General features: G+C 59.0%; 18 protein-coding genes and 1 pseudogene. 4 read left to right on the forward strand and 15 right to left on the reverse strand.

Features of this window, described 5'->3' with window-relative positions; all coding sequences use genetic code 11:
* Positions 1 to 14 precede the first annotated feature (14 nt).
* Positions 15 to 2,591, reverse strand: coding sequence for an ATP-dependent chaperone ClpB (gene clpB, locus G556_RS0103710; RefSeq protein WP_028821804.1), 2,577 nt, complete (start codon positions 2,589 to 2,591; stop codon positions 15 to 17).
* 300 nt (positions 2,592 to 2,891) lie between these two features.
* Positions 2,892 to 3,998: an LppP/LprE family lipoprotein gene (locus tag G556_RS11005; RefSeq protein WP_081675504.1), complete on the reverse strand. Its 1,107-nt coding sequence runs from the start codon at positions 3,996 to 3,998 to the stop codon at positions 2,892 to 2,894.
* 285 nt (positions 3,999 to 4,283) lie between these two features.
* Here G556_RS11005 and treY point away from each other — a divergent pair, with 285 nt between their 5' ends.
* Positions 4,284 to 6,923 carry a malto-oligosyltrehalose synthase gene (gene treY, locus G556_RS10140; RefSeq protein ID WP_036915894.1) on the forward strand — a complete coding sequence of 880 codons (2,640 nt, stop codon included), beginning with the start codon at positions 4,284 to 4,286 and terminating at the stop codon, positions 6,921 to 6,923.
* Between the two features lie 54 nt (positions 6,924 to 6,977).
* The gene (gene treZ / locus G556_RS0103725; RefSeq protein ID WP_028821805.1) at positions 6,978 to 8,738 is read left to right on the forward strand and encodes a malto-oligosyltrehalose trehalohydrolase; all 1,761 of its coding nucleotides are present in this window, start codon (positions 6,978 to 6,980) and stop codon (positions 8,736 to 8,738) included.
* Positions 8,739 to 8,787: 49 nt separating this feature from the next.
* Here treZ and G556_RS0103730 read toward each other — a convergent pair whose 3' ends face one another.
* The 4 genes from G556_RS0103730 to dnaK form a co-directional block, all read right to left on the reverse strand.
* A complete protein-coding gene (locus tag G556_RS0103730; protein ID WP_028821806.1) occupies positions 8,788 to 9,198 on the reverse strand; it encodes a heat shock protein transcriptional repressor HspR in 411 nt (136 codons plus the stop codon).
* Positions 9,198 to 10,313: a molecular chaperone DnaJ gene (gene dnaJ / locus G556_RS0103735; RefSeq protein WP_028821807.1), complete on the reverse strand. Its 1,116-nt coding sequence runs from the start codon at positions 10,311 to 10,313 to the stop codon at positions 9,198 to 9,200. Before dnaJ ends, G556_RS0103730 begins: the two co-directional genes overlap by 1 nt.
* 40 nt (positions 10,314 to 10,353) lie before the next feature.
* Positions 10,354 to 10,974 carry a nucleotide exchange factor GrpE gene (locus tag G556_RS0103740; RefSeq protein ID WP_028821808.1) on the reverse strand — a complete coding sequence of 207 codons (621 nt, stop codon included), beginning with the start codon at positions 10,972 to 10,974 and terminating at the stop codon, positions 10,354 to 10,356.
* Positions 10,975 to 11,078: 104 nt separating this feature from the next.
* Positions 11,079 to 12,941, reverse strand: a complete 1,863-nt coding sequence (gene dnaK / locus G556_RS0103745; protein WP_028821809.1) for a molecular chaperone DnaK — start codon at positions 12,939 to 12,941, stop codon at positions 11,079 to 11,081.
* Between the two features lie 178 nt (positions 12,942 to 13,119).
* On the opposite strand from dnaK, the gene G556_RS11255 reads away from it, so the two are divergent.
* Positions 13,120 to 13,305 carry a hypothetical protein gene (locus G556_RS11255; protein WP_233418173.1) on the forward strand — a complete coding sequence of 62 codons (186 nt, stop codon included), beginning with the start codon at positions 13,120 to 13,122 and terminating at the stop codon, positions 13,303 to 13,305.
* A gap of 571 nt (positions 13,306 to 13,876) precedes the next feature.
* On the opposite strand, the gene G556_RS10150 is transcribed toward G556_RS11255, so the two are convergent.
* From G556_RS10150 to G556_RS0103780, 7 genes and pseudogenes are all read right to left on the reverse strand, one after another.
* On the reverse strand, positions 13,877 to 15,568 hold the full coding sequence (locus G556_RS10150) for an alpha/beta-hydrolase family protein (RefSeq protein ID WP_051176642.1): 1,692 nt from the start codon (positions 15,566 to 15,568) through the stop codon (positions 13,877 to 13,879).
* Between the two features lie 52 nt (positions 15,569 to 15,620).
* Complete coding sequence (locus G556_RS0103760) at positions 15,621 to 15,971, reverse strand: hypothetical protein (protein ID WP_028821810.1); 351 nt, start codon at positions 15,969 to 15,971, stop codon at positions 15,621 to 15,623.
* Positions 15,968 to 16,588, reverse strand: coding sequence for a hypothetical protein (locus G556_RS11390; RefSeq protein WP_155941734.1), 621 nt, complete (start codon positions 16,586 to 16,588; stop codon positions 15,968 to 15,970). The genes G556_RS0103760 and G556_RS11390 overlap by 4 nt, the downstream gene beginning before the upstream one ends.
* A gap of 284 nt (positions 16,589 to 16,872) precedes the next feature.
* Positions 16,873 to 17,382: pseudogene (locus G556_RS10155) on the reverse strand (DUF4143 domain-containing protein); the annotation flags it as partial.
* 146 nt (positions 17,383 to 17,528) lie between these two features.
* Entirely contained in the window at positions 17,529 to 18,683 is a 1,155-nt protein-coding gene (locus tag G556_RS10160) for a dimethyl sulfoxide reductase anchor subunit family protein (RefSeq protein ID WP_051176643.1), read from the reverse strand.
* A gap of 2 nt (positions 18,684 to 18,685) precedes the next feature.
* Entirely contained in the window at positions 18,686 to 19,324 is a 639-nt protein-coding gene (locus G556_RS0103775) for a DMSO/selenate family reductase complex B subunit (RefSeq protein ID WP_016455175.1), read from the reverse strand.
* 6 nt (positions 19,325 to 19,330) lie between these two features.
* Positions 19,331 to 21,847 (reverse strand): DMSO/selenate family reductase complex A subunit, encoded by a 2,517-nt coding sequence (locus G556_RS0103780; protein ID WP_028821812.1) that lies wholly within the window; start codon positions 21,845 to 21,847, stop codon positions 19,331 to 19,333.
* A 172-nt stretch (positions 21,848 to 22,019) separates the two neighbouring features.
* On the opposite strand from G556_RS0103780, the gene G556_RS0103785 reads away from it, so the two are divergent.
* Positions 22,020 to 23,777 carry a SulP family inorganic anion transporter gene (locus tag G556_RS0103785; protein WP_028821813.1) on the forward strand — a complete coding sequence of 586 codons (1,758 nt, stop codon included), beginning with the start codon at positions 22,020 to 22,022 and terminating at the stop codon, positions 23,775 to 23,777.
* Here G556_RS0103785 and G556_RS0103790 read toward each other — a convergent pair.
* Positions 23,774 to 24,634 carry a glycosyltransferase gene (locus tag G556_RS0103790; RefSeq protein WP_028821814.1) on the reverse strand — a complete coding sequence of 287 codons (861 nt, stop codon included), beginning with the start codon at positions 24,632 to 24,634 and terminating at the stop codon, positions 23,774 to 23,776. The genes G556_RS0103785 and G556_RS0103790 overlap by 4 nt on opposite strands.
* Positions 24,627 to 25,571 (reverse strand): glycosyltransferase, encoded by a 945-nt coding sequence (locus G556_RS0103795; RefSeq protein ID WP_028821815.1) that lies wholly within the window; start codon positions 25,569 to 25,571, stop codon positions 24,627 to 24,629. Before G556_RS0103795 ends, G556_RS0103790 begins: the two co-directional genes overlap by 8 nt.
* Between the last annotated feature and the right edge of the window lie 25 nt (positions 25,572 to 25,596).

The following is a 25,596-nucleotide window of genomic DNA, read 5'->3' on the forward strand; positions in this document are numbered from 1 at the left end:
CCCCAAATTTACGCCTATTCGACGTCCGTGATCTCTAGACCATTGTTGTCTGATGCGACGCCCATGTGGACGACCGAGCCGTCCGGCACCTGACCGGCAAGCAGCTTGCGAGCCAGCTGGTCCTCGACGCTCGTCTGGATCAACCTGCGCAGCGGGCGGGCACCGTACGTTGGGTCGTAGCCGGTGTTTGCCAGCCACGCCTTCGCGTTGTCACTCATCTCGATCGAGATGCGGCGATCCGCCAGCCTCTTGTTGACCCTGGCCAGGTTGATGTCGACGATCTTCGCCAGGTTCTCGCGAGTCAGCGGGGTGAACATGACAATCTCGTCTAGACGGTTCAAGAACTCTGGCCTGAACTGGGCGCGAACGACGTTCATGACGGCTTCGTGCTTGGCCTTCTCGTCCATGCTCTGATCGGCCAAAGCGTGAGAACCCAAGTTACTGGTCATGATCAGAATCGTGTTGCGGAAATCCACCGTACGACCCTGGCCATCGGTCAGGCGGCCGTCGTCGAGCACCTGCAGCAAGATGTTGAAGACGTCGGCGTGGGCCTTCTCAACCTCGTCCAGCAAAACGACCGAGTACGGATGACGACGCACTGCCTCGGTCAGCTGGCCGCCTTCTTCGTAGCCGACGTAGCCCGGAGGCGCGCCGACCAGACGAGAAACGGAGTGCTTCTCCATGTACTCGCTCATGTCGATGCGGACCATCGCCTGCTCGTCGTCGAAGAGAAAGTCAGCCAGAGACTTGGCCAACTCCGTCTTGCCGACGCCCGTGGGGCCAAGGAACAGGAACGAACCGATCGGTTTGTTCGGGTCGGCGATGCCCGCACGGCTACGACGAACCGCGTCGGAGACGGCCTGCACGGCCTCTTCCTGGCCGATCAGACGCTTGCCGAGGCGCTCCTCCATGTGCAGCAGCTTCTCGGACTCGCCCTCCAGCATCTTGCCGACGGGAACGCCGGTCCACGCGCTAACAACATCCGCGATATCCTCGGCTCGTACCTCCTCCGAAACCATCGAAGTGTTCTCGGCCTCGGTGGCCTGCCCAAGCTCGCGTTCCAGGGCTGGCAGTTCCGCGTACAAAATCTGCGAGCTCTTCTCGAGGTTGCCCTCGCGCTGATACTTCTCGGCGTCAGTGCGCAGGGCGTCGATCTGCGTCTTCAGATCGCCAACCCTGTTCAGGCTGCGTTTCTCCTCCTGCCACTGAGCTTCGAGAGTGCGCAGCTTCTCCTTCTCGTCGGCCAGCTCTTGATCGAGCGCAGCAAGGCGCTGCTTGGAAGCGTCGTCGTCCTCTTTGCTGAGTGCGAACTGTTCCATAGTCAGGCGGTCGACGGCGCGACGCAGCTGGTCGATCTCGATCGGCGAAGAGTCGATCTCCATGCGCAGCCGGCTGGCGGATTCGTCGATCAGGTCGATGGCTTTATCCGGCAGCTGACGGTTGGTGATGTAACGGTTGGACAGCTGAGCGGCCGCCACCAGAGCACCGTCGGTGATGCGCACCTTGTGGTGGGCTTCGTAGCGTTCGCGCAGGCCACGCAAAATCGCGACCGTGTCCTCGACGCTCGGCTCACCAACGAAAACTGTCTGGAACCTGCGCTCCAGCGCGGCATCCTTTTCGATGTGCTCGCGGTATTCGTCGAGCGTGGTGGCGCCAATCATTCGCAGTTCACCACGGGCCAACATCGGCTTGAGCATGTTAGAAGCGTCCATCGAGCCTTCCGACGCGCCAGCACCGACAACCGTGTGCAGCTCGTCAATGAAGGTGATGATCTGGCCCTCGGCCTCCTTGATTTCGTTCAAGACGGCCTTCAGGCGCTCCTCAAACTCGCCGCGATATTTAGCACCGGCGACCATCGAGCCAAGGTCCAGCGAGACCACTCGCCTGCCCTTCAGCGAATCGGGCACGTCCCCGGCGACAACGCGCTGGGCTAGTCCCTCGACGACTGCGGTCTTACCGACGCCAGGCTCACCGATTAGAACAGGGTTGTTCTTGGTCCGGCGGCTCAGCACCTGGGCGACACGACGAATCTCAGAGTCGCGCCCGATGACCGGGTCGAGCTTGCCTTCACGGGCCTGCATCGTCAGGTCGATCGAGTACTTCTCCAGCGCGGATTCGCCGCCCTCAGCCTCGGGGTTGGTGACGCGCTTGTCACCGCGCTCGGAATTGAAGATCTCTTCGAGCTTGCTGGCGGTAAGCCCGGTGCGCGTCAAGATCGTCTTCGCCTGGGAATCGACCTCGGCGAGCGAAATCAGCAGGTGCTCCGTCGCCACGTATTGGTCGCCAAGAGCCTGGGCGCGCGTTTCGGCTTCCGCAAGCACCCTGGCAAGCGAACCGGACAGCTGCGGCTGAGCCACGGACGAGCCTGAAGTGCTCGGCAGTTGCTTGATTGCAGACTCCGCCTCCTGGCTGATCACCTTGGCGTCTATGCCTGCAGCGTTAAGTAGTTTTTCGCAGCTGCTATTCGGTGTCAGCAGCAGCGCTCGCAACAAGTGGACGGGCTCGGCCTGCGGGTTGCCGGCGCTCAGCGCTAGCCGAACCGCAGTGGTGACACCGTCTGTTGCTAATGAAGTTAGCTTTTCGGTATCCATAATTTCCTCTTTTGCTAGGTATTACCCCAACCTCTACACAAAGTTGAGTCTACTTAACTCAACTTGCTTAGTGGCTGGTTTATTCCAGGGCGCGCGACATTTTGTAAAGTCATTTGTAAAATCCGTGACAAAACTTCCTAGACAGAGCGACGGGAAGCCGCAACCATTGCAGCAAAACCTGCTGACTAGGGTAAACACTACGAGTTGCCTTAGATCACCCATTCACCGACCACGCTTTGTCACGGCGTTTAGGGAAAAACAAGGGCGGACGGCAATCGCCGCCCACCCTCGAAGCACCAGCTACCAGCCCTGATACCCTTCAGGAGCCATGTATACGCCGTGGCCGGTCGAGGTGTTCCAGCAGGTAAGCGCTGACCCGGAACTCGCGCACACATAGTTGCTGGTGTACATGACCTCGCCCGGTTGGATGATCGTGTGCTTGCTGCGGTCATCAAAGAAAGCCGGCGCAGACGTTTCCGGATGTGCCGATATCGCCTTATCGCTGTTCAGGCTGAAAGCCCACGCGGGAATCGTTGAATAGCCGTCCGAGAAACTTCCTCCCATCTCTTCCGGATACTTGTTTTCCTTCAAGTACGACATGACTCCGCAATAAGCCAACCCCTCCCCCGAGGCTGGAAATTCGCAGCCAATATTCTTATCTGGGGTTTGAATCGACCTGAAGGTTTCACCTCCCTGGATAGAGACGCCAGTGATAGGAATCTCTTTTGCGCCTTCAGGAATCGGGCCACCTGCACCTTCGTACGCCTCGGCAGGGATACCAGGGGCCCTCCCCTCGTCCTTGTATGCAGGCTTACCGGATGATTCGATACCCGGATCCTCCAGTTCTATTCGATTAATCGGCAATTCGCCCGTACGTACGACTTCGTCCTGGTCAACGTCATACTTGAATTTTGACTCTGCCCAACCGGTGCTTTCGGCAGGAGCTAAGTCGCCTGGCTTCATGAAGCGGTAGCTAACCTCCACCTCTTCGGGACTGATTCGCTGGATTGCAGGGGTCCCACCAAACAACCACTTGGTCGCTGGATACAGGTATTCTCCGTAGCTGTAGAGCAACTGGATTTCAGGCGAATCAACAGTAGCCCCACTGACAGGAATGGAGATCACAGATAGCGGAGCGCAGGGGTCGTAGACGGAAGTGTTGACGCCGTCTTCCTGCCAGGCCCAGGGACTCTGCGTCCAGCTGGTCTCCGCTGATTTATAAGGCGCCTTTTCTAAAGCATCTTTCGCGACCTCTTCGAGACTTAGACCGCATGCTTTCTTATTGTTCTTCTTCGCGGCGGGCTTCTGAGAGCCGTCAGGATTTGTCACGGACGACGGTAAAACGCTGGAACACGCCGTCAGCAACAGTGCCAACGTAGTGAACAGCGCACAAAAAACTTTCTTCATTTTTACCCCTTACTTGTTACCTATTTATATACACGACACCTTTTCCGCAGTGAGCGCACACCCTTCTAAACAAAAGAGCGTGACAAATGAGGGTCGTCCTTAGACCCGCTGGAGTTGCGCTATTGCAATTCCCCAAGTCAGAGGATTTTGTTGCAAAAGTTGCGGTGCGAACCTGTCAGAGCCGCCAGGTTTTATCACGAGGCCTTCAGCCAAAACATGCAAACTGAGCGCTATTTTTCGCCGCAGCGGCAACCTGATCAGGCTATTGGGTAGCCTGGAGGAGTTATGAACAGCGAAAAAGAAGGCGTGACCACCTCCGCAGAGCAGAAGGCAGCGGGCCAGCCGATTGCGGCTAGCCACCTGTCGTCTAGCGGCCACCGCACGCCGGTTTCAACATACAGAATTCAGTTGGGCCCCGAAATGACCTTCGACGACGCCAGGGACTCGCTCGACTACCTCGAGCGGCTGGGCGTAACAGATATCTACCTAAGTCCGATTCTGCAGGCAGCACCTGGCTCCACCCACGGCTACGACGTCGTAGACCCAACCCGGATCAGCGAGAGCCTCGGCGGACGCGAAGGCTTCGAACGCCTAGCCGACGACGCGCACAACCGAAACATAGGCGTCATCGTTGACCTCGTGCCAAACCACATGGGCGTGCCCACGCCGATCTACCACAACAAGGCGCTGTGGTCGGTGCTTCGCGAAGGCCCGAACTCCGAATACGCCGAATGGTTCGACGGCACCGAAGACTCCGACGGCATCCTCATGCCGTTCCTGGGCGAGCGGATCGGCACTGCACTCGCGGAAGGCAAAATCACCCGCGAAGAAATGGTGGTGCCGGGCTTAGAAGATGAAGGCCCCGCCCCCGTGCTGAAGTACTACGACCACGTGTTCCCGGTTCGCGCCGGAACCGAATCGCTGCCGCTGCCGATGTGCGTCGCCAAGCAGTACTACCGCCTTGCCTACTGGAAGGTGGCAAACGAGGAGCTCAACTTCCGTCGCTTCTTCGACGTCGACACCCTGCTCGCCGTCCGCGTTGAGGACCCAGAGGTTTTCCAGGCCACCCACGCACTTCTCTTCGATCTTTACGCCGACGGAAAAATCGACGGCTTCCGCATCGACCACATCGATGGCCTGGCCGACCCGCGCGGCTACCTGCGCAACCTGTCCCTGGCGACGGGCGGCGCATGGGTTACCGTCGAGAAAATCCTGGAGCCCGACGAAGAACTCCCCCAAGATTGGCCGACTGCGGGCACGACCGGATACGACGCGTCCTGGCGGATCTCGCAGCTGCAGATCGACCCATCCGGGCACAACGAGATGGCCGCTGTTTTGCCAGACATCGGGGCTGTTCCGGAGCCGCTGTCCGTCACCATCGAAAAATCCAAGCGCGAGATCGCGACTGAGTCGCTGCACGCGGAGGTTTACCGGATTGCGGACCTGGCGTACCAGATCTGCCACGACGACATCATGCTTCGCGACCACACGCATTCGTGGATTCAGCAGTGCATCACCGAGCTGGTGATCGCCTTCCCCCGCTACCGCGCCTACGTGGTGCCGGGCGAGCCGGCAGACAAAGAGGCCATCAGGCTGGTGGAGGAAGCCGCGAAGGTGGCCGCCACCAGACTCGACCCGCAGTTGCTAGACACCCTCGACGTCGTCGTCAACCTGGTTCTCGGCCGCGAAGTTGGTTCCGCGTCCCGCGCCCAACAGGACATCCGAGACGAATTGGTCGTGCGCTTCCAGCAAACCTGCGGCGCGACCACCGCGAAGGGCGTAGAGGACACCGCCTACTACCGCAGTTCAACGCTCATCGCGCTGAACGAGGTGGGCGGTTCACCCGCCACCTGGAGCCTCGCCCCCGACGACTTCCACTCCTGGGCAGCGCACCAGGCCGCATATTGGCCGGCCGCCATGTCCGCCGGCTCTACACACGACAACAAGCGTTCAGAGGACGTCCGCGAACGCATCGGCGTGCTCAGCCAATTTGCCCCGCAGTGGCGTGGGCTGATCACCCAGCTGCACCCATTCGCGGAAGGCGTCGAACCGGAGACCGAAAACTTCCTCTGGCAAACCCTTGCCGGCACCTGGACCGACGACGGCCCGATCGAAATCGAGCGCCTAAAGCAGTACATGATCAAGGCGTCCCGCGAGCAACAGTTGTGGACGACCTGGACCGAGCAAAACACCGAAGTCGAGCAGACCATGCTGGACGTCATCGACGCGATCTACGCCAACGAAGACGTCATGGGCACGCTCGCCGACTGGTACAAGCTCACCAACCCGGCAGCGCGCGTCGCGATTCTTTCGCGCAAGGCGCTGCAGTTGACCTGCCCGGGAGTCGCCGACACATTCAACACTTGCGAGACAACACAGAATTATCTGGTTGACCCGGACAACAGGCGTCCAGCGAACTTCGAAGAGCTTTCAGCGATGCTCGACCACGTCACCGAGCATTCGCCCCGGACGCTAGCTGAACAGAAAATGTTCTTGACAGCCAGGATCCTGCGGCTGCGTAGACGTCGCCCGGAAGTTTTCGTCGGGCCGAACGCCAGCTACCGCCCGTTGGCTTGTTCAACGGGTCACGTCGTCGCCTACGCACGCGGAGCAGAGGCGCAAGTGGTGACGATCGCAGCACGCCTCTACCGTGGCATCCAAAAGTCCGAAGGGTTCACAGACCACACCGTCGTGCTGCCGCCTGGGCAGTGGATCGACGTTCTCACCCAGAAGGAATTCCCCGGTGGCGAGGCCAAGGTGCGTGATCTGCTGGAAAGATTCCCATGCGCTGTGCTCGAAAACCTTGACGATAATCCCGGCACCGAGACCATCGCGGCGATCCCCGAACCGGCCGAGAAAACGGTCGAGAAACCGGACATGTTGAGCTGGCTCGTGCGCCGATTCAGCAAGAAAAACGACGAATAAATCTGTGGGGTTTCGCTCGCTGTGCCGGGCGGAACCCCACATTTGGAGTGAAAAATGGTTGAAATAAAGCTTTGGGCGCCGTCAGCGAAGACCGCGCACGCCGTAATCGTCGACCCGCTACCGGAGCAGCTTTCCGGGCGCCTCGATCAGCCGCTGAGCGACGAGGCGTTGGCAGGTTGCCAGCGGTTGGAGATGCACAAGAGCGGCGAGAACTTCACCATTTCGCTTCCGGCCGACACCAATTACCTGCTGTCTATCGACGACGGCTCCCCGCGTCCCGACCCGCGTTCTGCGGCCCAGCCTTGGGGTGTGCATGGGCCGTCGAGAACATTCGACGCAGGCGCCTACCGGTGGCGCACCCCGCAGGCGAGCCACAGTGTACTTGGCGACGTCATCTACGAGCTGCACATCGGCACGTTCACATCTGAAGGAACGCTGGAATCGGCCATCGAGCGTCTCGGCCACCTCAAAGATCTCGGTGTTAAGACCATCGAGCTGATGCCGGTCTCGCCGTTCCCCGGCAAGCGCGGCTGGGGCTACGACGGCGTCTATTGGTATGGGGTCCAGGAATCTTACGGTGGCCCGGAGGCCCTGCAGCGATTCGTCGACGCGGCCCACGCGCAGGATCTTGCAGTCTGCCTGGACGTCGTCTACAACCACTTCGGCCCGGCCGGCAACTACGCGACAACTTTCGCACCGTTCTTCACCAAGAAGCACACCACCCCTTGGGGAGACGCCATCAACCTCGACGACGAAGGTTGCGAGGGAGTTCGCAAGTTCATCGTCGAGGCAGCGTTGCGCTGGCTGCGCGATTTCCGCATCGACGCGCTACGCCTGGACGCGGTTCACGCGCTGATCGACGATTCGCCCGTCCACATCCTCGCGGAACTTTCCGAGAAGGTCGATGAGCTCGAGGCCGAGCTGTGCCTGAAAAAGACTCTCATCGCCGAATCGGACATGAACCAGCCGCGCATGGTGCTGCCGGTTGCTGATGGCGGGCTAGGCATCGACGGGCAGTGGGACGACGACGTCCACCACGCGCTACACTCGTACCTGACCGGCGAAACCTTCGGCTACTACATCGACTTCGGCGCGCCGGAAACACTCGCCAAAGCGCTTGAACAGGTATTCGTCCACGACGGCTGCTACTCAACTTTCCGTAAGCAGGACTGGGGAGCTCCGGTTCCCGAAACCCTGAGCCGAAAAAGATTCGTCATCTCGACGCAAAACCACGACCAGGTGGGTAACCGCGGCCAGGGCGACCGCCCCGAGGAGCGCCTGCCCCAAGGCCTACAGGCCGCAAGCGCAGCAATCCTGCTGCTTTCGCCGTTCACCCCGATGATCTTCCAGGGCCAGGAATGGGCAACAAAAGGCAGGTTCCAGTTCTTCACCGACCATGACGCCAGCCTAGGAAAAGACGTCAGCGAGGGCCGGATGGAGGAGTTCGGCGCGCACGGCTGGGAGGAAATCTACGGCGAAAACCCGTGGGTGCCCGACCCGCAGAGCCCCGAGACTTTCGAAGCCAGCACACTGGACTGGGATGAAAGCGGGCGTGGTCGGCACGCTGAGATGCTTCAGTGGTACAAGGAACTGATCCTGCTTCGCGGCGAGTTGACCGACGAGCAGATCAAGTGCGATTGGGGCAATGGCTGGTTCAGAATGAAAAGCGGCGGGTTGACCGTAGTGGTCAATAGCGACGGCGAACCAGACCTGATTGGCCAAAACCCCAGTGAGATTCTGGCCAGTTGGGGCGAGGTTTCTTACGACGACGGCAGACTGAGGCTCGGCAAAGACTCAGTGGCCATCCTGCATTAAAAACCTGGACCCGGTGAATGTCCACCAGATCCAGGTTAGATATTGAGGATTATCGATCTATCGCCAGCAGATCGCGTCGGATTCTGCCATGATAAATACTTCCGCCGACGGTGGCCGTGAACACCCTGTGTTCGTCTCCCCTAGCCAAAACCTGTTCGAGCAGCTCGGAAAGTTCCTCGTTGCGCTTCTTCAACGAATCGATCTGATTGCTCATCTCGATGATGCGTCGAATGCCATTCAGGTTGACGCCCTCCTCCTGACTCAGGTGCTGAATCAGCCTCAGTTTACTGACATCCCTGGGGCTGTAGCGGCGTCGCCCGCTCCTAGTGCGGTTCGGCACGACCAGCCCGATGCGGTCGTATTGCCGCAGCGTCTGGGCGTGCATCCCGGCCAGCTCTGCGGCCACGGACACCGCAAAAATCGGGGCGTCCGGGTCTAGCCGCTCGGGTAACTTAGCCATTAGTTATCACCCAGCAGCCTGGTGCGCGGATTCAGCTGATTTGCGGCACGGTCAAACTCGCGCAGCTTCTCCTTGGCATTGTCGTCGAGGAAGCTCGGCACCTGCACCTCGATCTTGACCAGCAGGTCGCCCGCCGATTTCTTGGCAGGTTTGATGCCGCGACCGCGGACCCGAAGCACCCGACCATTCGGGGTGCCGGCCGGTAGACGCAGCTTCACGGTGCCACCCTCGAGCGTCGGGACGTCGATCTCCGCACCCAAAGCAGCCTCGCTGAACGTCACGGGGACGGTGATGGTCAGGTTTTTTCCATCGCGTCCGAAGACGGGATGCTCCCGCACCTTCACCTTCACGTACAGGTCGCCGTTCGGGCCACCGTTGCTGCCGGAGCCACCGCGCTCGCGGATTCGCACGCGTTGGCCGTCGGAAACGCCCTCGGGCAGGCGCACATTCACGTTGCGGTGCGAGTTCGAACGTCCGGTGCCTCGGCAATCTGGGCAGGGCTCGTCGACGACGAGGCCACGCCCACCACACTCGGTGCAAGTCATGCGCATACCGCCCTGGTTCTTCATGCCAGCGCCCTGGCAGGACGGGCAAACCTTGGGCTGGGTGCCGGCCTTAGTGCCGGTACCTCTGCAAGTGCTGCAGGCGTGCTGGTCGGAAACCTTAACCGAAACCGTGGCACCCTTGACGGCGTCCATGAAGTCGATCGTCACCGTGCCCTCAACGTCCGCGCCCTTCTGCGGAGTGGTCGGCTTGCGGCCGCCCGCGTTGAACAACCCGCCGAAGATGTCGCCCAGGCCGTCAGCGCCGCCGAATCCCTTCAGGACATCGTCGATGTTGCCGGTGAACGTCGTGGTGCGCGAGCCTCCACCCGGGAAGTGGAAGCCACCGGGCGGCATCGCCCTCTCGGCGTCGTACTTTTTGCGCTTCTTAGGGTCGCTAAGGACGTCATGGGCCTCGGAGGCCTCCTTGAACCGCTGCTCGGCAGCCTTGTCTCCAGGATGCTGATCGGGGTGATTATCCCTGGCGATCTTTCGGAACGCCTTCTTGATCTGTTCCTGCTTGGCGTTCTTAGGCACGCCAAGCACCTTGTAATAGTCTTTTTCTGCGCTCATCGTGCCCTCCTAACTAAAGCGCTATATCTTTTCCGAGAATTCAGTTGTCCTCGGTTCCTTCTTGCTTGTCAGCCTCGGTCTTCGGCTCTTCAGCCTGCGATTCCTCAGCCTTATCCTCTTCCGCTTCGCCGGTTGGCATGGCAACAACAACCCTGGCCGGACGAACCGTCTGACCGTTGATCTGGTAGCCAACCTGCATGACCTCGTGAATTGTCGGCTCGCCGGTGCCGGCGACGGGCTGCTGCATCAGAGCCTCGTGGATCAACGGATTGAACTCTTCGCCGACCTCGCCAACCTTAACCATGCCGTACTGACGGGCAACCTTGATGAACTCGTCCGCGGTCAGTTTGAAGCCATCGCTCAGGTGCCCCATGTTCTGGGCCGCAACGATCGAGTCGAAGGCAGGCATCAAGTCGCGAAGCACAGCATCAATTCCGGACTGCCTGGCAAGCGGGCGGTCGCGGTCGACGCGCTTCTTGTAGTTGACGTACTCGGCCTGCAAACGCTGCAGGTCCTCCGTGCGTTCGGCAAGCTGCTTCTTCAACTCGGCGACCTCGTCGACGCTCGCGTCAGCATCTGGCGAAGCCTGTTGCGCCGCCTCCCCTGCCTGAGCCTCGGGATCCGGGGCCTGGTCGGCGACTGTCTTGTCTACCTCACTCATATCTATTCCTAAAGTCTTGTAATTGAACCCCATAGGGGCAACGGAAACGGGGCCGGCCGGGATTCGGCCGGCCCCACTAACCAATGGGGTCTAGCCCCTAATGGTTACTTGTTTTCGTCGTTCTCGTCGTCAACGACCTCGGCGTCAACCACGTCGTCATCGGAGGCAGCACCCTCGCCAGAAGCCTCACTGGCGCCCGCAGCGTTCTGCTGCTCGGCCTGCTGTGCGGCCTCGTAGAAAGCCTGGCCCATTGCGGCGGCCTTCTGGTCAAGCTCCTCCATGGCGGCCTTGACCTCTTCGTCGTTGTCGGTGCCCTTCAGGGCCTCCTGCAACTTAGTCAAGGCCTCGGTGACGGGAGCCTTCTGCTCGTCGGTCAGCTTGTCGCCAGCGTCAGCCAGCAGCTTCTCTGTGCGCAGAGCGACAGCATCGGCCTGGTTGCGCATCTCGACGGACTCGCGACGCTTGCGGTCGTTCTCCTCGTTGGCCTGCGCTTCCTTAACCATGCGATCGATCTCGTCCTTACCCAGGGCGGTGCCGCCGGTGACAGTCATGGACTGCTCCTTGCCGGTGCCGGTGTCCTTGGCATAGACGTGCACGATGCCGTTGGCGTCGATGTCGAAGGTGACCTCGATCTGCGGGATGCCACGCGGTGCGGGCATAATGCCGGTCAGCTCGAAGTTGCCCAGTGACTTGTTGTCGCGAGCGAACTCGCGCTCGCCCTGGTACACCTGAATCATCACGGAAGGCTGATTGTCCTCTGCCGTGGTGAAGCGCTCGGAACGCTTGGTCGGGATGGTGGTGTTGCGCTCGATGATCTTCGTCATCAGGCCACCCTTGGTCTCGATACCAAGACTCAGCGGGGTGACGTCCAGCAGCAGCACGTCCTTCAGCTCGCCCTTCAGCACACCTGCCTGCAGCGAAGCGCCCATGGCAACAACCTCGTCCGGGTTGACGCCCTTGTGCGGTTCCTTGCCGCCCGACAGCTCCTTAACAAGCTCTGCGACGGCCGGCATACGGGTGGAGCCACCAACCAGGATGACCTCGTCGATGTCGGAAACCGATATGCCCGCGTCGGAAAGAACCGACTGGAACGGTGCACGGGTGCGCTCGAGCAAATCGTTGGTTAGGCGCTGGAACTCGGTGCGAGTCAGCTTCTCTTCCAGGTGCAGCGGGCCGTCGGCGCCAGCCGTAATGTACGGCAGGTTGATCTCGGTCTCCTGCAGCTGCGAAAGCTCGATCTTTGCGCGCTCCGCGGCGTCCTGCAGACGCTGGCGGGCCATCTTGTCCTTAGACAGATCGATGCCATGCTTGGTTTTGAACTGCTTGACCAGGAAATCAACGATGCGAGCGTCCCAGTCGTCGCCACCCAGCTTCGGGTCACCCTTGGTTGCGCGAACCTCGAAGACGCCATCGGAGATGTCCAGCAGCGAGACGTCGAAGGTGCCACCACCGAGGTCGAAGACCAAAACGGTGTGTTCCTTGTCGCCCTTATCCAGGCCGTATGCAAGAGCCGCGGCCGTGGGCTCGTTAATAATGCGGTCAACCACCAGACCCGCTACCTCGCCGGCCTCCTTAGTTGCCTGACGCTCTGCGTCGCCGAAGTAAGCCGGAACCGTGATGACGGCGTTGGTGACGGGCTCACCCAGGTAAGCCTCCGCGTCCCTCTTCAGCTTCTGCAGCACATATGCGCTGATCTGCTGCGGACGGTACTCCTTGTCGTCGATCTTCACCGTCCAGTCGGTGCCCATGTGACGCTTAACCGAGCGAATGGTGCGATCCGGGTTCGTCACCGCCTGACGCTTAGCGACCTCACCAACCAGGACGTCGTCGGCGTTCTTGGTGAAAGCGACGATGGACGGGGTGGTGCGAGCGCCCTCCGCGTTCGGGATGACGGTGGGCTCGCCGCCCTCAAGGACAGCTACCACCGAGTTTGTAGTGCCAAGGTCAATACCTACTGCACGAGCCATGTTTCCTCCTATATAAGTCAAAAGCTAAAAGTCTGTTATTCAAGCTGAGCCTGTTTGACTCAACTTACAACTTGAGTTCACTAGACTCAACTCCGACCCGCTCAGAGTTATTCCCGACCTTTAAAATTAATTTTTGTATTTCATCGTCGTTTGAGACCAAGCCCGAGTACGCAGACAAGTGGATGGGCATCGTCCACGACTTCACCGAAGCAACCCGCAAGGAGCCGGCCCGCACGTCAACAGCGCCTATTTCAAGAAGGCTATGGAAGACATGCGCCCTGTGATCGTCGCCACCCCGAAGATCGTCAGCCGCCAGGTCGAAGGCGAAGGCTGGGACGAAATGGGCGAGCTAAAAATCGACTAATCCTTTTCTTAGATTCATCTGAGCAGACGCGATTATCGGGAACCGGAAAGTTCGTAGTTGAGCTTTTTGGTTCCCGTTAAATTTTGACGTGTTAGCGGGGATGAAAAAGTTCATAGTCGGACTTTTTGGTTCTTGTTAATTCGTCAGGAATCAACGAGTGCAGAAAAGCTCGAGTACGGATTTTTCGGTTCCCGATGTTTCGGCGACGTGCTGATCGGTTTAAGCGCACACGGCTGCTGGCCTGGGTTGGCTTATTAAGTGGTCTCAACATTACTGCGGCAGATTTGGCTCGTAGACGAGCCCTTTTTGACGCAATAATTCGGATGACCACCTAAAGGAATGAGGTTGTGGGAGTTCGGGTCTTTGAAGGAACATCAAGGCGTGGCGAGAGCGACGACATTCAAACGCGAACGCGTTTGAATCAGGAGCGAAGACACGTAGCCAGTGACGCAAAGACCCGAATCCCACAACCGTCGAAAAGTAACCAGACCAGCAACCGACCTAACCTGAACAGGCCGACCGCTTCGGAACAAGAAACCCGGCAAATAAACCCGTCACTTATGCAAGAGCACTACAGATCTATCGGGGACGCGAATTTTAAATCGCCGCTGACGATCGGCACGTCGGCGTTCAGAGTTTCGTAGAGGGGACGATAGTCGGCGTGCTCGTCAAGGCCGAGGATTCCGACCCACGCGGGAACAACCTGGTGGGCGTAATACTTGTGCCCGTAGCCGGGGCCGACGCTACGGCACGACGTCATATCGGCGGCTACCTGCCAGAAGGTGATGAACGGCATCCACGTCATGTCGGCCATCGCGGAGCCAGGCCTAGGCTTGGCTAGCCAAGACGGTTTCTCGTAGAGCAGCCGCGAATTCCAGTAGACAACCGGGTCGGTGTCATTTTGCAGAAAGCAGAAACGCGGCGATTCCCACTCGTTAGACATTTGCAGGTCGGCGGATTTGGCTGCGAAGCGCACGTGCCGCCCACCGTCGTAGACGGGCACGACGACGTCTGAACCGCTATCGCGTGCTTCGATGAAACCCTTAGCCAGGGGCGTAAACTCTGGGCAGCCGAGCCACAGGCCACCGTCTGCACGGGCAAGCAGGTCATCGTAGCCATCGAAGATTCCGCAGGAACCGTATGCGCCTAACGATTCGCCGTTAAGGTAGACCTTTGGCGGATTCGGAATATCGGCCAGACGCTTCTCGACGGCCTCGAAGAGCAGTTTCGACGCCTCGACCGGCGAAGACTTCGAGGTGAGCGTCGTCACCGCGGACGGCAGACCGGAATACTGCATTGCGATCAGTGTGCAGTCGCCGCGGGTGAGATATTCGAACGCGGACGCTGCCCACTCGTTGACGTTGCCGCGGCCGGTGGTGGTGACCAGCAGCAGGTTTGCACGGCTCCAGCCGTCCATGCGATCCACCTCGGACAGCACGGCATCGACGGCTTCGTCGAGCGAGCGGCCGTTAAGGGATGCATACGCGCGGATCGGCTCGTCGACGGCCTCTCCCATCACTCGCTCGATCTTTTCCGCGGTGGTTTTGCCGCATACAAAACGCTTGCCCTGCAGTCCGAGTTGATCCCAGGACTCCAGGGAAAACGGGCTTCCTGAGCATAAGCGCGTCAAAGGCTGTTTTAGCTCTTCCGGCGCGCGCAGGTCGACGGCGGCGGATGCCGTTTTAGCCACGCTGGGCACAGCGCGCATGATCACCTGGTCGAGGATCACCATGATCGTGGCTAGCGTGACGGCGGTGGCCGTCAGCCTGGAAAGCAGCCGCCAGACGTGACGCTGCGGGAACTGTCGGGAGATGAAATTGATGGCGCACATGGTTGCCCGCCACTGGCCATAAAGTATCGCGAAGGCTCCCGCTGCAGCCCCGGACGAACCAAACGCCCAACTGAGATTTGGGCCTTTCACTTTCGCCTTTTTGGCAGCCCGCCGTTGCCAGCGGATGCTCAGCAGCGGCACCCCGATCAGCCCGACCGCAGCAACCGCTCCCCCAGCGATCTGCGCGGTCAGCTTCATTTTCGGGCTGACGCGAGTCGCTAGCCCGGCGCGCTTGGCCAGGCTGTTGAGAATGTAGCTTGCCCACTTGCCGAGCTGAAACCCGCCAAGCGCACCTATACCCGAGATCAGCCCCTGAAAGTACCAGGGCCTTGGCAGCAGGCTCGCGGTGAAGCTAGCCGCGTAGCCGGCGACACCACCGAGCGTCGGCAGGCTGACTGAGCCGGGCAGCACGCACCTAAACGGGGAAACCATAACTAAAGCCTATGCCAAACGAAAAACTGGTTGTTTCTGCAATTCTTATGTTTTAAGAATTTTTGAGCCTTATGAAAGTTCTAACGTAAAAGCCAAATCCGATTCCCCAACAGACGAGGCTGCTTGGAAAAAATTTAATTACTGGACTCGCAATGTTTATCAAAACCAGAGAAACCACAAATACACAGGTAGCTAAAATAAGCGCAGTTTTCTTCATTTCTACGTTGAATAACAGCCCTAAAAGCACCGCGAGAATTATGCCAACACAATAAAGCCAAATTGCTTTATCGCTTTCAGCTAAAAATTTAGAAGCTGAAAATTCAAAATACATGAAATACGCTGGCACAATCGCCGCAAGCAATAGACCCGAAAGAGCAGCTTCTATTATTTTAAAAATTTTCATGCCAGAACCGTAACTTCGACTTTGAATGGACCTCCCATACCAGATTTTTGATACGTAGCTGACGAAAAAGCTCTCGCCCCAGAATATTGGGTATGTGGATACCTAGTCATCCAGCCCCAACCTGTGACATAGTTAAAAGAATTTCCCTTGGGGTACTTATTGCCTTTATTCCCTCCCCATGGCGTACCGTCATCAGAGTAATGCACTTCCCTACCCCATATTGCGACGTTTCCAACTTGGGACACCCACTTACCCCAGACTCGATTAAGTCTAATTTCAGAGTTATTTTTGCCCCTCATGTCATAGTCGATACTGAGGTACGCATGAACATCAGTACCTCTCGTGGCCGAAGCCACGCTCCTTAACCCATTTTCTGGCTGCTCTGTATTCTCCGTAACAGCAGATAACACAAAACTACCGTCCTCATTCAAAACAACTTCTTGCCTAGTTTCCAATTCAACAATTTCCCCTGTGCTTAAATCAGTAACTGTGGCTAAAACCTGTGGCGTCGAATAGGCTGAATTACTTGGATCATTTATAGGTGAAGCCGAAGATTGTGGAGTCAGCCCTAAAACAATCAGCAACATAGAAGCAATAATTGTAACAACATTTCTCATTTTCCACTCCTTTGTGTTAATGATACCAAATTTACCAGCTCACAAATAAGAACGCAGCACAAAATTTGTTTTTCAATTTTTCGCAGTTCTTCGCTTTTCAGCTACCTAAAATCCTGCTCAACGGTCCCCAATAACGAACTCGCAGACAACTCTATACAAGCGTCAAATACCGAAATTATCGGGTTCGTTAATCTGGTATCTGACCGGTTCGATGCACCCGATAATTAAAGCAGCCCAGCTTTAACGAGAGGTCTTAGTGAAAAACTAAAAACACGTATGCGCACTCAACCCAACAGAGCCAGCGGCACTACTGCTACGCCGTCTTTGCGTCTGTACGCATAAGATCCGGTATTGATCACAACAGACCCAACCAACCGATCGCCGATTTGTTCTTTCAGCCAGAGAAGATGCCGGACATCTCGATCATCTATTGCTGAAGCCATTTTCACTTCGAAAGCGATGATTTTTCCGTCGTAGCGTTCGAGTAAAAGATCAACCTCATGATCCCCGCCACGCGTACGAAGATGGTACGTCCTAGCTTCAGACAATTGGCCCGCCGAGCGAACGGTCAGGGACGCAAGAGAATCAAAAAGCTGGCCGAACAATTCCCCTGTTCCAGGCTGGGCAGAAAGAAGTGCACTTTCAGAAACGTTCAACACCGTTGCCGCAATGGCAGGGTCCATGAGGTGATGTTTAACTTGAGAAGTCAATCTCCGAAGTGAAGCCTGAGAGGTAGTCCAAGCCGGGATCGGGTCTAAAATCCAGATTTTTGTAAGCACCTCGCGGTAGGCGTAAGTCGTGCTCTTTGCGGGCGCCTATCATACTGTTTGCCAAGTTCTTGTCCTACCATCTGCCAGATTTCCAGAGGATAAAAATATCGGGTGCATAGAACCGAGCAGACGCCAGGTTTATGCACCCACTAAATCAAAGTTCGCGATATTTAATCTTCGGTGGGGTTCCCGTCATGGAAGATGATTTCTTCTACATCGCTGCCAAGCCAGTTTTGGCTGGTGTTGATGCCGACATGCCAGAGTCCCTCGTAGTGCAGGCCACGGCCCAGCAACTCCGAGCCGAAGATCAGCAAGAAAGCCACGGTGACAACTGCGAGCATCTTCTGGGTGGGCCGCTTGACCTTGCGCATCAACATGTGCATGAAGACGCTGATCAAGACGACGCCGAGGGCCAACAGCACCCAACGAACATACAGCCACGGCATTGCCAACACCTTGTCGGCAACATAGCGCTGAGCGACGTCGCCGGAGGTCATCTGCATGGCGTGAATGGGGTACGCAATCAACAAAACGATGCCAGCGAAAGCGGAGATACGACACGACAGTTTTGTGGCGGAAAGCGTCAAGGCGGTCAGCTCGTCGTTAACGCCGTCCTTTGTGATGAATCGGGAGGCAATCCAACCCTTGAACCACTTCCAGGCACCTGGGAAACGCGCCTCCTGCCACGCCTCGCGCAGCCTGCCGAGGTCCTCGGAAAGGGAGGAATCCCAGTGAACCGCGAGTGGATTTTCCTGGTTGTAGCGATAGTTGGCCGCGTTGCGGGTCTGGGCGCGCCAAGACAGCGCGATCGTGATCGCGACGGCGAGCGGACCCGTCACCAGCGCGGAACCGAAGAAAAGCACCCACCTGAACCACGTCGACCACGTTGTGATGGTGCCGGGGAAGAAGTAGACGCCGACCATCGCGCAGACCAGGCCCAGGCCAGCCAGAGCCGTCAGTCCGGCGAGCACCTGGCGGGCGCTGCGCGAGAGCCAGCCGAACCACTGGCAAAGCGAGAAGATCAGGCCAAGTGTGCCATAGGCGACGCCGAACAAAATCTCGTTGGTCAGCCAGGACGAACCCGCGTGGCGCATCGAGTTGAGCGCGTTCAACGGGTAGCTCAGGTGAAAAGATGCGGCACCGAAGCCGAGGATCAGCAGCGGGCCGCAGGCGTAAAGCGCCGCGTTCGTCAGACGGTCGATGGTGGACGCCGACATCTTGCGCGCGTAGCCGAGCAGGTGAATGATGCCGAGCATCCAGAACGCACCCACGGACATCTGCCCGACGGTGGTGAAGATGATCATTGGCAGCTCTTCGAGATGCATCTCTAGATCTCCTTGCTGTTTGCTATTTCGCCGGTTGCCTCGTCCCAGGTCTGGGCGTCCTTGTGCGGCGTGATCACCAAGTGCGGCTTCGTGATTGACGGGTCAGGTAGCGGCGCGATGCCGGCGACGTCACCGTGTTCGGCCCGCAGCTCGTCGATCGGTCCCCAGTGCAGCGCCCTGGTTGGGCAGGCGTCGACGCAGGCGGGGTTCTGGCCGCTGGCGCGGTAGTCGTAGCACAGGTCACACTTACTCATGCGTCCTGTGTCGGAGTTGAGCTGTGGAGCGCCGTACGGGCAGGCCCACTGGCAGTATCGGCAGCCGATGCATTTGGTCTGATCGACGTAAACGGTGCCGTCTTCGCGGATGGTCATCGCGGTGGTCGGGCAGACCTCCACACAGATCGGGTCCTCACAGTGGTTACACGAAATGGACGTGTAATAGGAGAAGACGTTCGGGGATTCGGACTCGCCGTCCAAGTCTCCGCCAACGTATTCCACTACCTTTCGCCAGTTCACACCGAGCGGCAGATCGTGCTTGTCCTTGCAGGAAATCTGGCAGGCGCGGCAGCCGTTGCAAAGCGTCTGGTCAAAATAGAAACCGAATCGTCCGTCTTTAGCAGTGAAATTCACTTCATCTGACATGGTGACCTACTTGGCTTTTCTGATCTGGACGTTGTTTGTGTACTGCGGGTTCGACTTTGCAAGAGCACTCGGGTGGTGCCTGGTCAGCACATTCGCGCAGCCGTTGCGGTCGATCGGAAAATCGTTGTCGTCGGTGCGTTCGGCGTCCGGCTTGTACCAGGCGCCCTCCGGAACCGAGCAAACCCCGCGGATGATTCTGGGCGTCACCTTAGCCTGCAACTCGATGCAGCCGCGGTCGTTGAACACCTGCACCTTGTCGTTGTTTTCGATGCCCCTCGCCTTGGCGTCGGCAGGGTTGATCCAGACCACCTGATTGTGGGCCTCCTTGAGCCACGCCACGTTTCCGTACGAAGAGTGCGTGCGGCCCTTGAAGTGATAGCCGGTCATCTGCAGCGGATACTTTTCGTTGTTCTTGGCCGCCTCGGCGTCCTCCCAGGTGTGGATGAACTCGGGTACGGCAGTGACGACGTCCCCCTCGGGCAGTTGCCAGGTTTCGGCTTTGTGCGCAACCTCGGGCGAATAGATCTCGATGAGGCCACTGGGTGTGTCGAGCGGGTTGGACACCGGATCCTTACGGAAATCCTCAAGCCCGATCGCCGACGGGTTCATCCGCTTGTAGACGCCCTGTTCGCGCATCTGGTCGTAGCCGGGAATGTCCGGGTTCTCTTTGCGGGAGTCCTCGAAGATCTGGCGGGCCCATTCCAGCTGCGTTTTGCCCTCGGTGAACTTGTCCTCGATTCCCCAGCGCTTCGCGAGTTCCGTGCAGATCTCGTAGATCGGTTTTGAATCGTAGAGCGGCTCGGTTGCCTTGGAGCTGACCGCAAGGTAGCCCATGTTCGCGGCCAGACCCTGAGGAACGACGTCGTCTTCCTCTGTTGTCATCGTGCCGGGCAGCAGATAATCGGCATAGGCGGCAGACGCGGTCAGCTGGTTTTCGCAAACCACGATGAGTTCGGCCAGCGAATCGTCGGCTAGCACACGCCTGGAGTTGTTGACCTCGGAGTGCTGATTGATCAGCACGTTGGAGCCGTAGACCCACAGCGACTTGATGGGCACGTTCAGGCGCGGATCCTCGATTGGGTTGCCGTCGGCGTCCCAATCGCGCACACCGTCCTGGCCACGCATTTCGGGACCGCGCTCCATGGCATCCATCCACGAGAAATGCGAAATCTTCTTGGTGACGGGGTTCTCCACGGAGTTGTACGAGCTAGCGTCGAGCGCGATCCCGGAACTACCGACGAACGTGCCGGTGCCGCCGCCCTTGAGTCCGACGTTGCCAAGCATTGCGTTGAGCGTGATGATGGCACGCGCCGAATTCTCGCCGTTGGCCTGACGCTGAGGCGCCCAGCCCTGCACGATCATCGACGGCTTATTGTTGCCCAGCTCGCGGGCCAGGTTAATGATCTTCTCGGCGGGAACGCCAGTGATTCCCTCAGCCCACTGCGGAGTCTTCGGCGTGCCGTCGGGGCCCTTACCCTCGAGGTAAGCGCGATAGGACGAGCCCGGCTTCGCACCCTCCGGCAGGTGGGCGTCGTCGAAACCCAGGCAGTATTTATCTAGGAACGCCTGATCGTGTAGCCCTTCGTCAAGCAGCACCCATGCGAGCCCTGCCGCCAGCGCGGCGTCGGTGCCGGGCTTCGGCGCGAGCCACTCGTCGGCCAGCAGCTGAACGGAGTCCGAGTAGCGCGGGTCGATTGCGACGACCTTGACCCCGGCCTTGTGAAGGAACTTGGGCAGGTAGAAAGCCTCGGAACCGCCAGACATCTTGGTCTCCATCGGCGAGTGACCCCACATGACGTACAGCTTGGTATTCACCAGGTCGTCGGTGGAGTTGGTATCGAAGTACCCGCCGTAGCAAACGCGCATGGCCTCCGTGATGCCGCCCGTGGAGTAGTCGCCGTAGTAGGTAAGGAAGCCGCCCTTCAAGCTAAGCAGTTTGGCGAGCGGGCCACCCGACGGCGAGTACGACTGCGAAACGCTGCAGCCGATGACGCCGGTGCCGTATGCAATGAACGACGACTCGGGCCCGTATTTGCCGAGGATCTCGTCGTATTTCTTTGCGATTTCGTCGAACGCCTGCTCCCAGCTGATCTTCTCCCACTGGCCCTCGCCGCGCTTAGTGCCGGGCTTGCGCTTCAGCGGGGTTTTTAGGCGATCAGGGTTGTAAATTCGCTGCCTGATTGAGCGCCCGCGAGGGCACGCAGGGATTCGCCACGGGGTGCCGTCTAACTTTTCGACGCCGGTGTTGTCCGGCAGTACGCGCACCACCTGACCGTCCTTGACCTGCAGGCGCAGCGGACAACGCGCACCGCAGTTGACCATGCAAGCCGACCACACGGTTTTATCGGCATCCAGCATTCCTGCCGTAGACCGGGCAGCCTTTTGATCGGCCGGGTACTCCGCGGGGGCACTGCAGGCGACCAGGCCTGCGCCAACGCCCGCAACGCCAGACCACTTTAGGAATGTGCGACGCGACGGCTTCGTTGCCGCCGGATCGGATACAGCCTCTGCTCGATCGACCATCAAAGCTCCTTTTTGTTTCCGCGCTTCGATAACCGCCTGAAACTTAAAGATTTCTTACGAGAACAACTACAGCCCAATAATAACCGAGGCTCAGCCGGATACAGGGATAGGACGACCTCAGCTGGTAAACGCCGAAAATCATCCCGTCTCATATTTTGAAACACCTTGTGATATGGTCGAGCCGTCGGATCTGGCTCGGCACAAGATCTTTATTCCACACCCGCGCGTTAATACCGCCGTATCGACAGCCGTGCCCCAACCTCGAGAGGTTTACGTGCCTGCAGTTCTGAACCATCTGCGCTCTCTGCTGCCTAACGTCGACGACCTCAGTGCCGTCAAAAAATATTGGCGCCAGGACATCCCCGCCGGAATCACGGTCGGGATCGTCGCGCTTCCGCTCGCCCTAGCATTCGCTATCTCTAGCGGGCTGAGCGCCGAGGCCGGACTGATCACTGCGATCATTGCCGGAATCATCGCTGCCGTCTTCGGCGGTTCGAACTACCAAATTTCGGGCCCGACGGGCGCTATGGCCGTGATCCTCGCGCCGATCGTCGCAGCTCACGGGGTGCACGTAGTGCCCCTACTGTGCGTGATGGCTGGGACGTTCATCGTGCTCGGCGGACTTCTTGGGCTCGGCCGGGCGGTCTCGCTGATTCCCTGGCCGGTCATCGAAGGCTTCACGCTGGGCATTGCGGCCATTTTGTTCTTCCAGCAGGTGCCGAACATAATCGGCGTCGAGGCGAAATCTGGGCTTAGCACGCTGCCGGCCGCGTTCGAGGCGATCACCCGCATCGACCCGACAACGGCGACGAAAACCGGGTTGACCTGCCTGGCGTCAATCGTCGTTATCGCCGTCTGTTCAAAGATTTCTAGAAAACTGCCGGGTTCGCTGATCGCAGTCGTCGTAGTGACGCTAACCGTCTGGGCGATGGGCATATCGATACCGACGCTCGGCATGATCCCCAACTTGCTGCCCGCACCCATAATGCCGGAGTTTTCGATTCCGCTGGCAACCTCGCTGCTGCAGGGCTCGCTTGCCGTCGCAGCCCTGGCCGGAATCGAATCGTTGATTTCCGCTCGGATCGCCGCCGGCATGGTTCGCGGCGGCAGCTACAGCCCCGACCGTGAGCTGGTCGGGCAAGGCCTGGCCAGCGTGGCCAGCGGAATGTTCGGGGGCATGCCCGCGACGGGAGCCATCGTCCGCACGGCCGTCAACGTACGCTCGGGTGGCCGCTCGAGACTGTCATCGATCGTTCATTCACTGCTGCTGATCGGTGTGGTCTACCTGGCCTCGACCGTGGTTTCCGTCATCCCGCTTTCGGTGCTGGCCGGCGTGCTGGCGGTGACCTGTTTCCGCATGGTCGACCCAGACACCATCCGTCAGGTGATGCGCTCCAACCGCTCCGACGCGCTGGTATTCGTCGTCACCGCCATCATCACCGTCGGCTTGGACATTATCTGGGCGATCGCCGCTGGCATCGTCGTCTCGGGCGTGCTGGTGCTGAGACGAATGGCTAACCGCTCGGGTATCTTCCGCGAGGATCTGCCATCCGATCCCAAGATCGCCATCCTGCGCATCGACGGCACAATGTTCTTCGGCGTGGGCGACCGAATCGAGCGAGAGCTCCCTCGCCTTGCCGGCGTCGACGTCGTTATCCTGCGACTGTCTCGCGTGGGCATCGTCGATGCGACCGGCGTGCGCGTGCTGGCCCAAATTGTCGGCAAGCTAGTAGACGCGGGCAACACCGTCCTTCTGAAAGGAATGCCGAAGCAGGTTCATGAGATGGCCAAGCGCATGGAGCTGGAGCAGGTGAGCCTCGACGAATACCTGTTCGCTGATCTGCCCAGCGCTATCGCGAAGGCCCGCCAGATCGTCGCCACCGGCGAGTCTCATTCCACGGCTACCGGACGTTTCAAGACGATCGACTAGCCGTTGGAAAACCAGCGTTTAGCGCCAACGCCGCGATACAGTGCCTGGCGAACGTTGGAAGGAATTAGCCGGTAGAGGCCACGAACCAAGAGGTTCCTGAAAAACTGCGGGTAAGTCACTATGCCCTCGCCGAGCAGGGCTTTCTGCAACCGCCACTCCGAGGCGAGCATCTCCAAACCACCTCGGCGGTCGTAGGCGCCAGCTCCGACTCGATATTTGACCAGCACCTTCGGGCTGTTCGCGCACGATACCCCGTCGTGCACGAGCCGGGCGAACAACCAGTAGTCCTCCATGCGTTCTAGGTGGCGATAGCCGCCAAACTCCAGAACCTTAGATTTGCGGTAGACCACGCTCGGGTGGTTGAACGGGTCGCGGTATGTGACGACCTCGCGGATTTCGTCTTGGCTCACCGGCATCGACCGGATCATGCCAGGTTCAGTTTCGTCGCTTTCGAATTCTTCGACAGCTGAGCCCACCAGGTCGTGACCGTGGGCGACCATCCGGATTTGGACGGCGAATCGCTCGGGCAACGAGATGTCGTCCGCGTCGGCCCTGGCGACGACGTCGTGGGCGCATTCACCAAGGCCAAAGTTCAACGCGGTGGCCAGGCCCTGGTTTTGTTCCAACCGCGCCACCCGCACGGGAACATCAGCCACCAGATCATCGCGGCTACCCGCGGTAACCTCGGCTAAGAACTCGTCCACCTCGGGTTTCACTGGCCCGTCGCAAACCACGACGACCTCGGCAGGTTTCAGCGTCTGCTCGACGCTCACCGACTTCAGCGAGCGGGCGAAAAAGTCGACCGGGTCACCGATATATACCGGCAGCAGGACGCTGAATTCGGGCAATTCACTCATTGCCCGCACCCCGCTCGATCTGGGTGACCTCGTCGGCGACGGGCGTGCCCGCCAGCACCTCGGAATTCCTCCGCGGACACTTGCAGCCGGCGGCGATTCCATAGCGCAGATATCCGAGCATCGCCTTGCGATCGCCGGATTTAAGAATCATTTTCGTCCAGCGCAGCAGCGTCTTACCGCCGAAGAGCAGCTTCTCAAGCGGGGATAAACCGTGAGAAAAACCGAAGACCCAGATCTTGTTGCGCACCTCATTGAAGAATCTTGGGCCCGGGTCTGCGGTGGAATTACCGAAGACCTTCGTGCGGTGCTCGACACGGGCGGCGTCGACGTAAAGCCCGATTCTCTTGCGTAGCAACCGGGCGGTGTATTCAAAATCATCGTTCCAGAGGAAATAGTCGGCAATGGGTAGGCCCTCTTCGCGCACTGCCTGGGCGTCGATCATGATCGCAACGAAAGAGGCCGTGCGGATCTGCCGCGCGCCGGCTTTTTTGGCTTCGGTGTGCATCCGCTTGGGCATTCCGAACCGAGTGCGCGGCTTGTTCATTGGGTGTTCGCGTCCGTCAAACCAGTCGGCTCTGCAGGCCATAATGGCGGGTTCGCCGGGGTATTTCGCGAGGCTGGCCAACAACTCCGAAAGCGCTTTGGGTGTGGGGACGGTGTCGTCATCCATGATCCAGACGTAGTCGGCTCCCCTGTTGATCGCCCTGGCGATACCCGCCGCGAAGCCACCCGCGCCGCCGAGATTCTCCGGCATGATGATGACGTCGTCGACGATCTCGCTTTGGGCAAGAAACTCGGGGGTGGAGTCTGTGGAGGCGTTATCGACGACGATGATGTCGTCAACCTTGCGCTCCTGACAACCAAGAGCCGCAACGGTGTCACGCAAGATGTCAGCCCGATTCCACGCCACCACAACGGCGGCAACCCTAACACTCATAGCTACACATTAACGGTTATAAGTT

The sequence above is a fragment of the Propionimicrobium lymphophilum DSM 4903 genome, from assembly GCF_000423485.1.
Lineage (GTDB): Bacteria > Actinomycetota > Actinomycetes > Propionibacteriales > Propionibacteriaceae > Propionimicrobium > Propionimicrobium lymphophilum.

Coding starts and splice junctions, on each gene's coding strand:
- clpB (WP_028821804.1), bottom strand. CDS start 2,591: ATGGATACCGAAAAGCTAACTTCATTAGCAACAGACGGTGTCACCACT.
- G556_RS11005 (WP_081675504.1), bottom strand. CDS start 3,998: ATGAAGAAAGTTTTTTGTGCGCTGTTCACTACGTTGGCACTGTTGCTG.
- treY (WP_036915894.1), top strand. CDS start 4,284: ATGAACAGCGAAAAAGAAGGCGTGACCACCTCCGCAGAGCAGAAGGCA.
- treZ (WP_028821805.1), top strand. CDS start 6,978: ATGGTTGAAATAAAGCTTTGGGCGCCGTCAGCGAAGACCGCGCACGCC.
- G556_RS0103730 (WP_028821806.1), bottom strand. CDS start 9,198: ATGGCTAAGTTACCCGAGCGGCTAGACCCGGACGCCCCGATTTTTGCG.
- dnaJ (WP_028821807.1), bottom strand. CDS start 10,313: ATGAGCGCAGAAAAAGACTATTACAAGGTGCTTGGCGTGCCTAAGAAC.
- G556_RS0103740 (WP_028821808.1), bottom strand. CDS start 10,974: ATGAGTGAGGTAGACAAGACAGTCGCCGACCAGGCCCCGGATCCCGAG.
- dnaK (WP_028821809.1), bottom strand. CDS start 12,941: ATGGCTCGTGCAGTAGGTATTGACCTTGGCACTACAAACTCGGTGGTA.
- G556_RS10150 (WP_051176642.1), bottom strand. CDS start 15,568: ATGGTTTCCCCGTTTAGGTGCGTGCTGCCCGGCTCAGTCAGCCTGCCG.
- G556_RS0103760 (WP_028821810.1), bottom strand. CDS start 15,971: ATGAAAATTTTTAAAATAATAGAAGCTGCTCTTTCGGGTCTATTGCTT.
- G556_RS11390 (WP_155941734.1), bottom strand. CDS start 16,588: ATGAGAAATGTTGTTACAATTATTGCTTCTATGTTGCTGATTGTTTTA.
- G556_RS10160 (WP_051176643.1), bottom strand. CDS start 18,683: ATGCATCTCGAAGAGCTGCCAATGATCATCTTCACCACCGTCGGGCAG.
- G556_RS0103775 (WP_016455175.1), bottom strand. CDS start 19,324: ATGTCAGATGAAGTGAATTTCACTGCTAAAGACGGACGATTCGGTTTC.
- G556_RS0103780 (WP_028821812.1), bottom strand. CDS start 21,847: ATGGTCGATCGAGCAGAGGCTGTATCCGATCCGGCGGCAACGAAGCCG.
- G556_RS0103785 (WP_028821813.1), top strand. CDS start 22,020: ATGGTCGAGCCGTCGGATCTGGCTCGGCACAAGATCTTTATTCCACAC.
- G556_RS0103790 (WP_028821814.1), bottom strand. CDS start 24,634: ATGAGTGAATTGCCCGAATTCAGCGTCCTGCTGCCGGTATATATCGGT.
- G556_RS0103795 (WP_028821815.1), bottom strand. CDS start 25,571: ATGAGTGTTAGGGTTGCCGCCGTTGTGGTGGCGTGGAATCGGGCTGAC.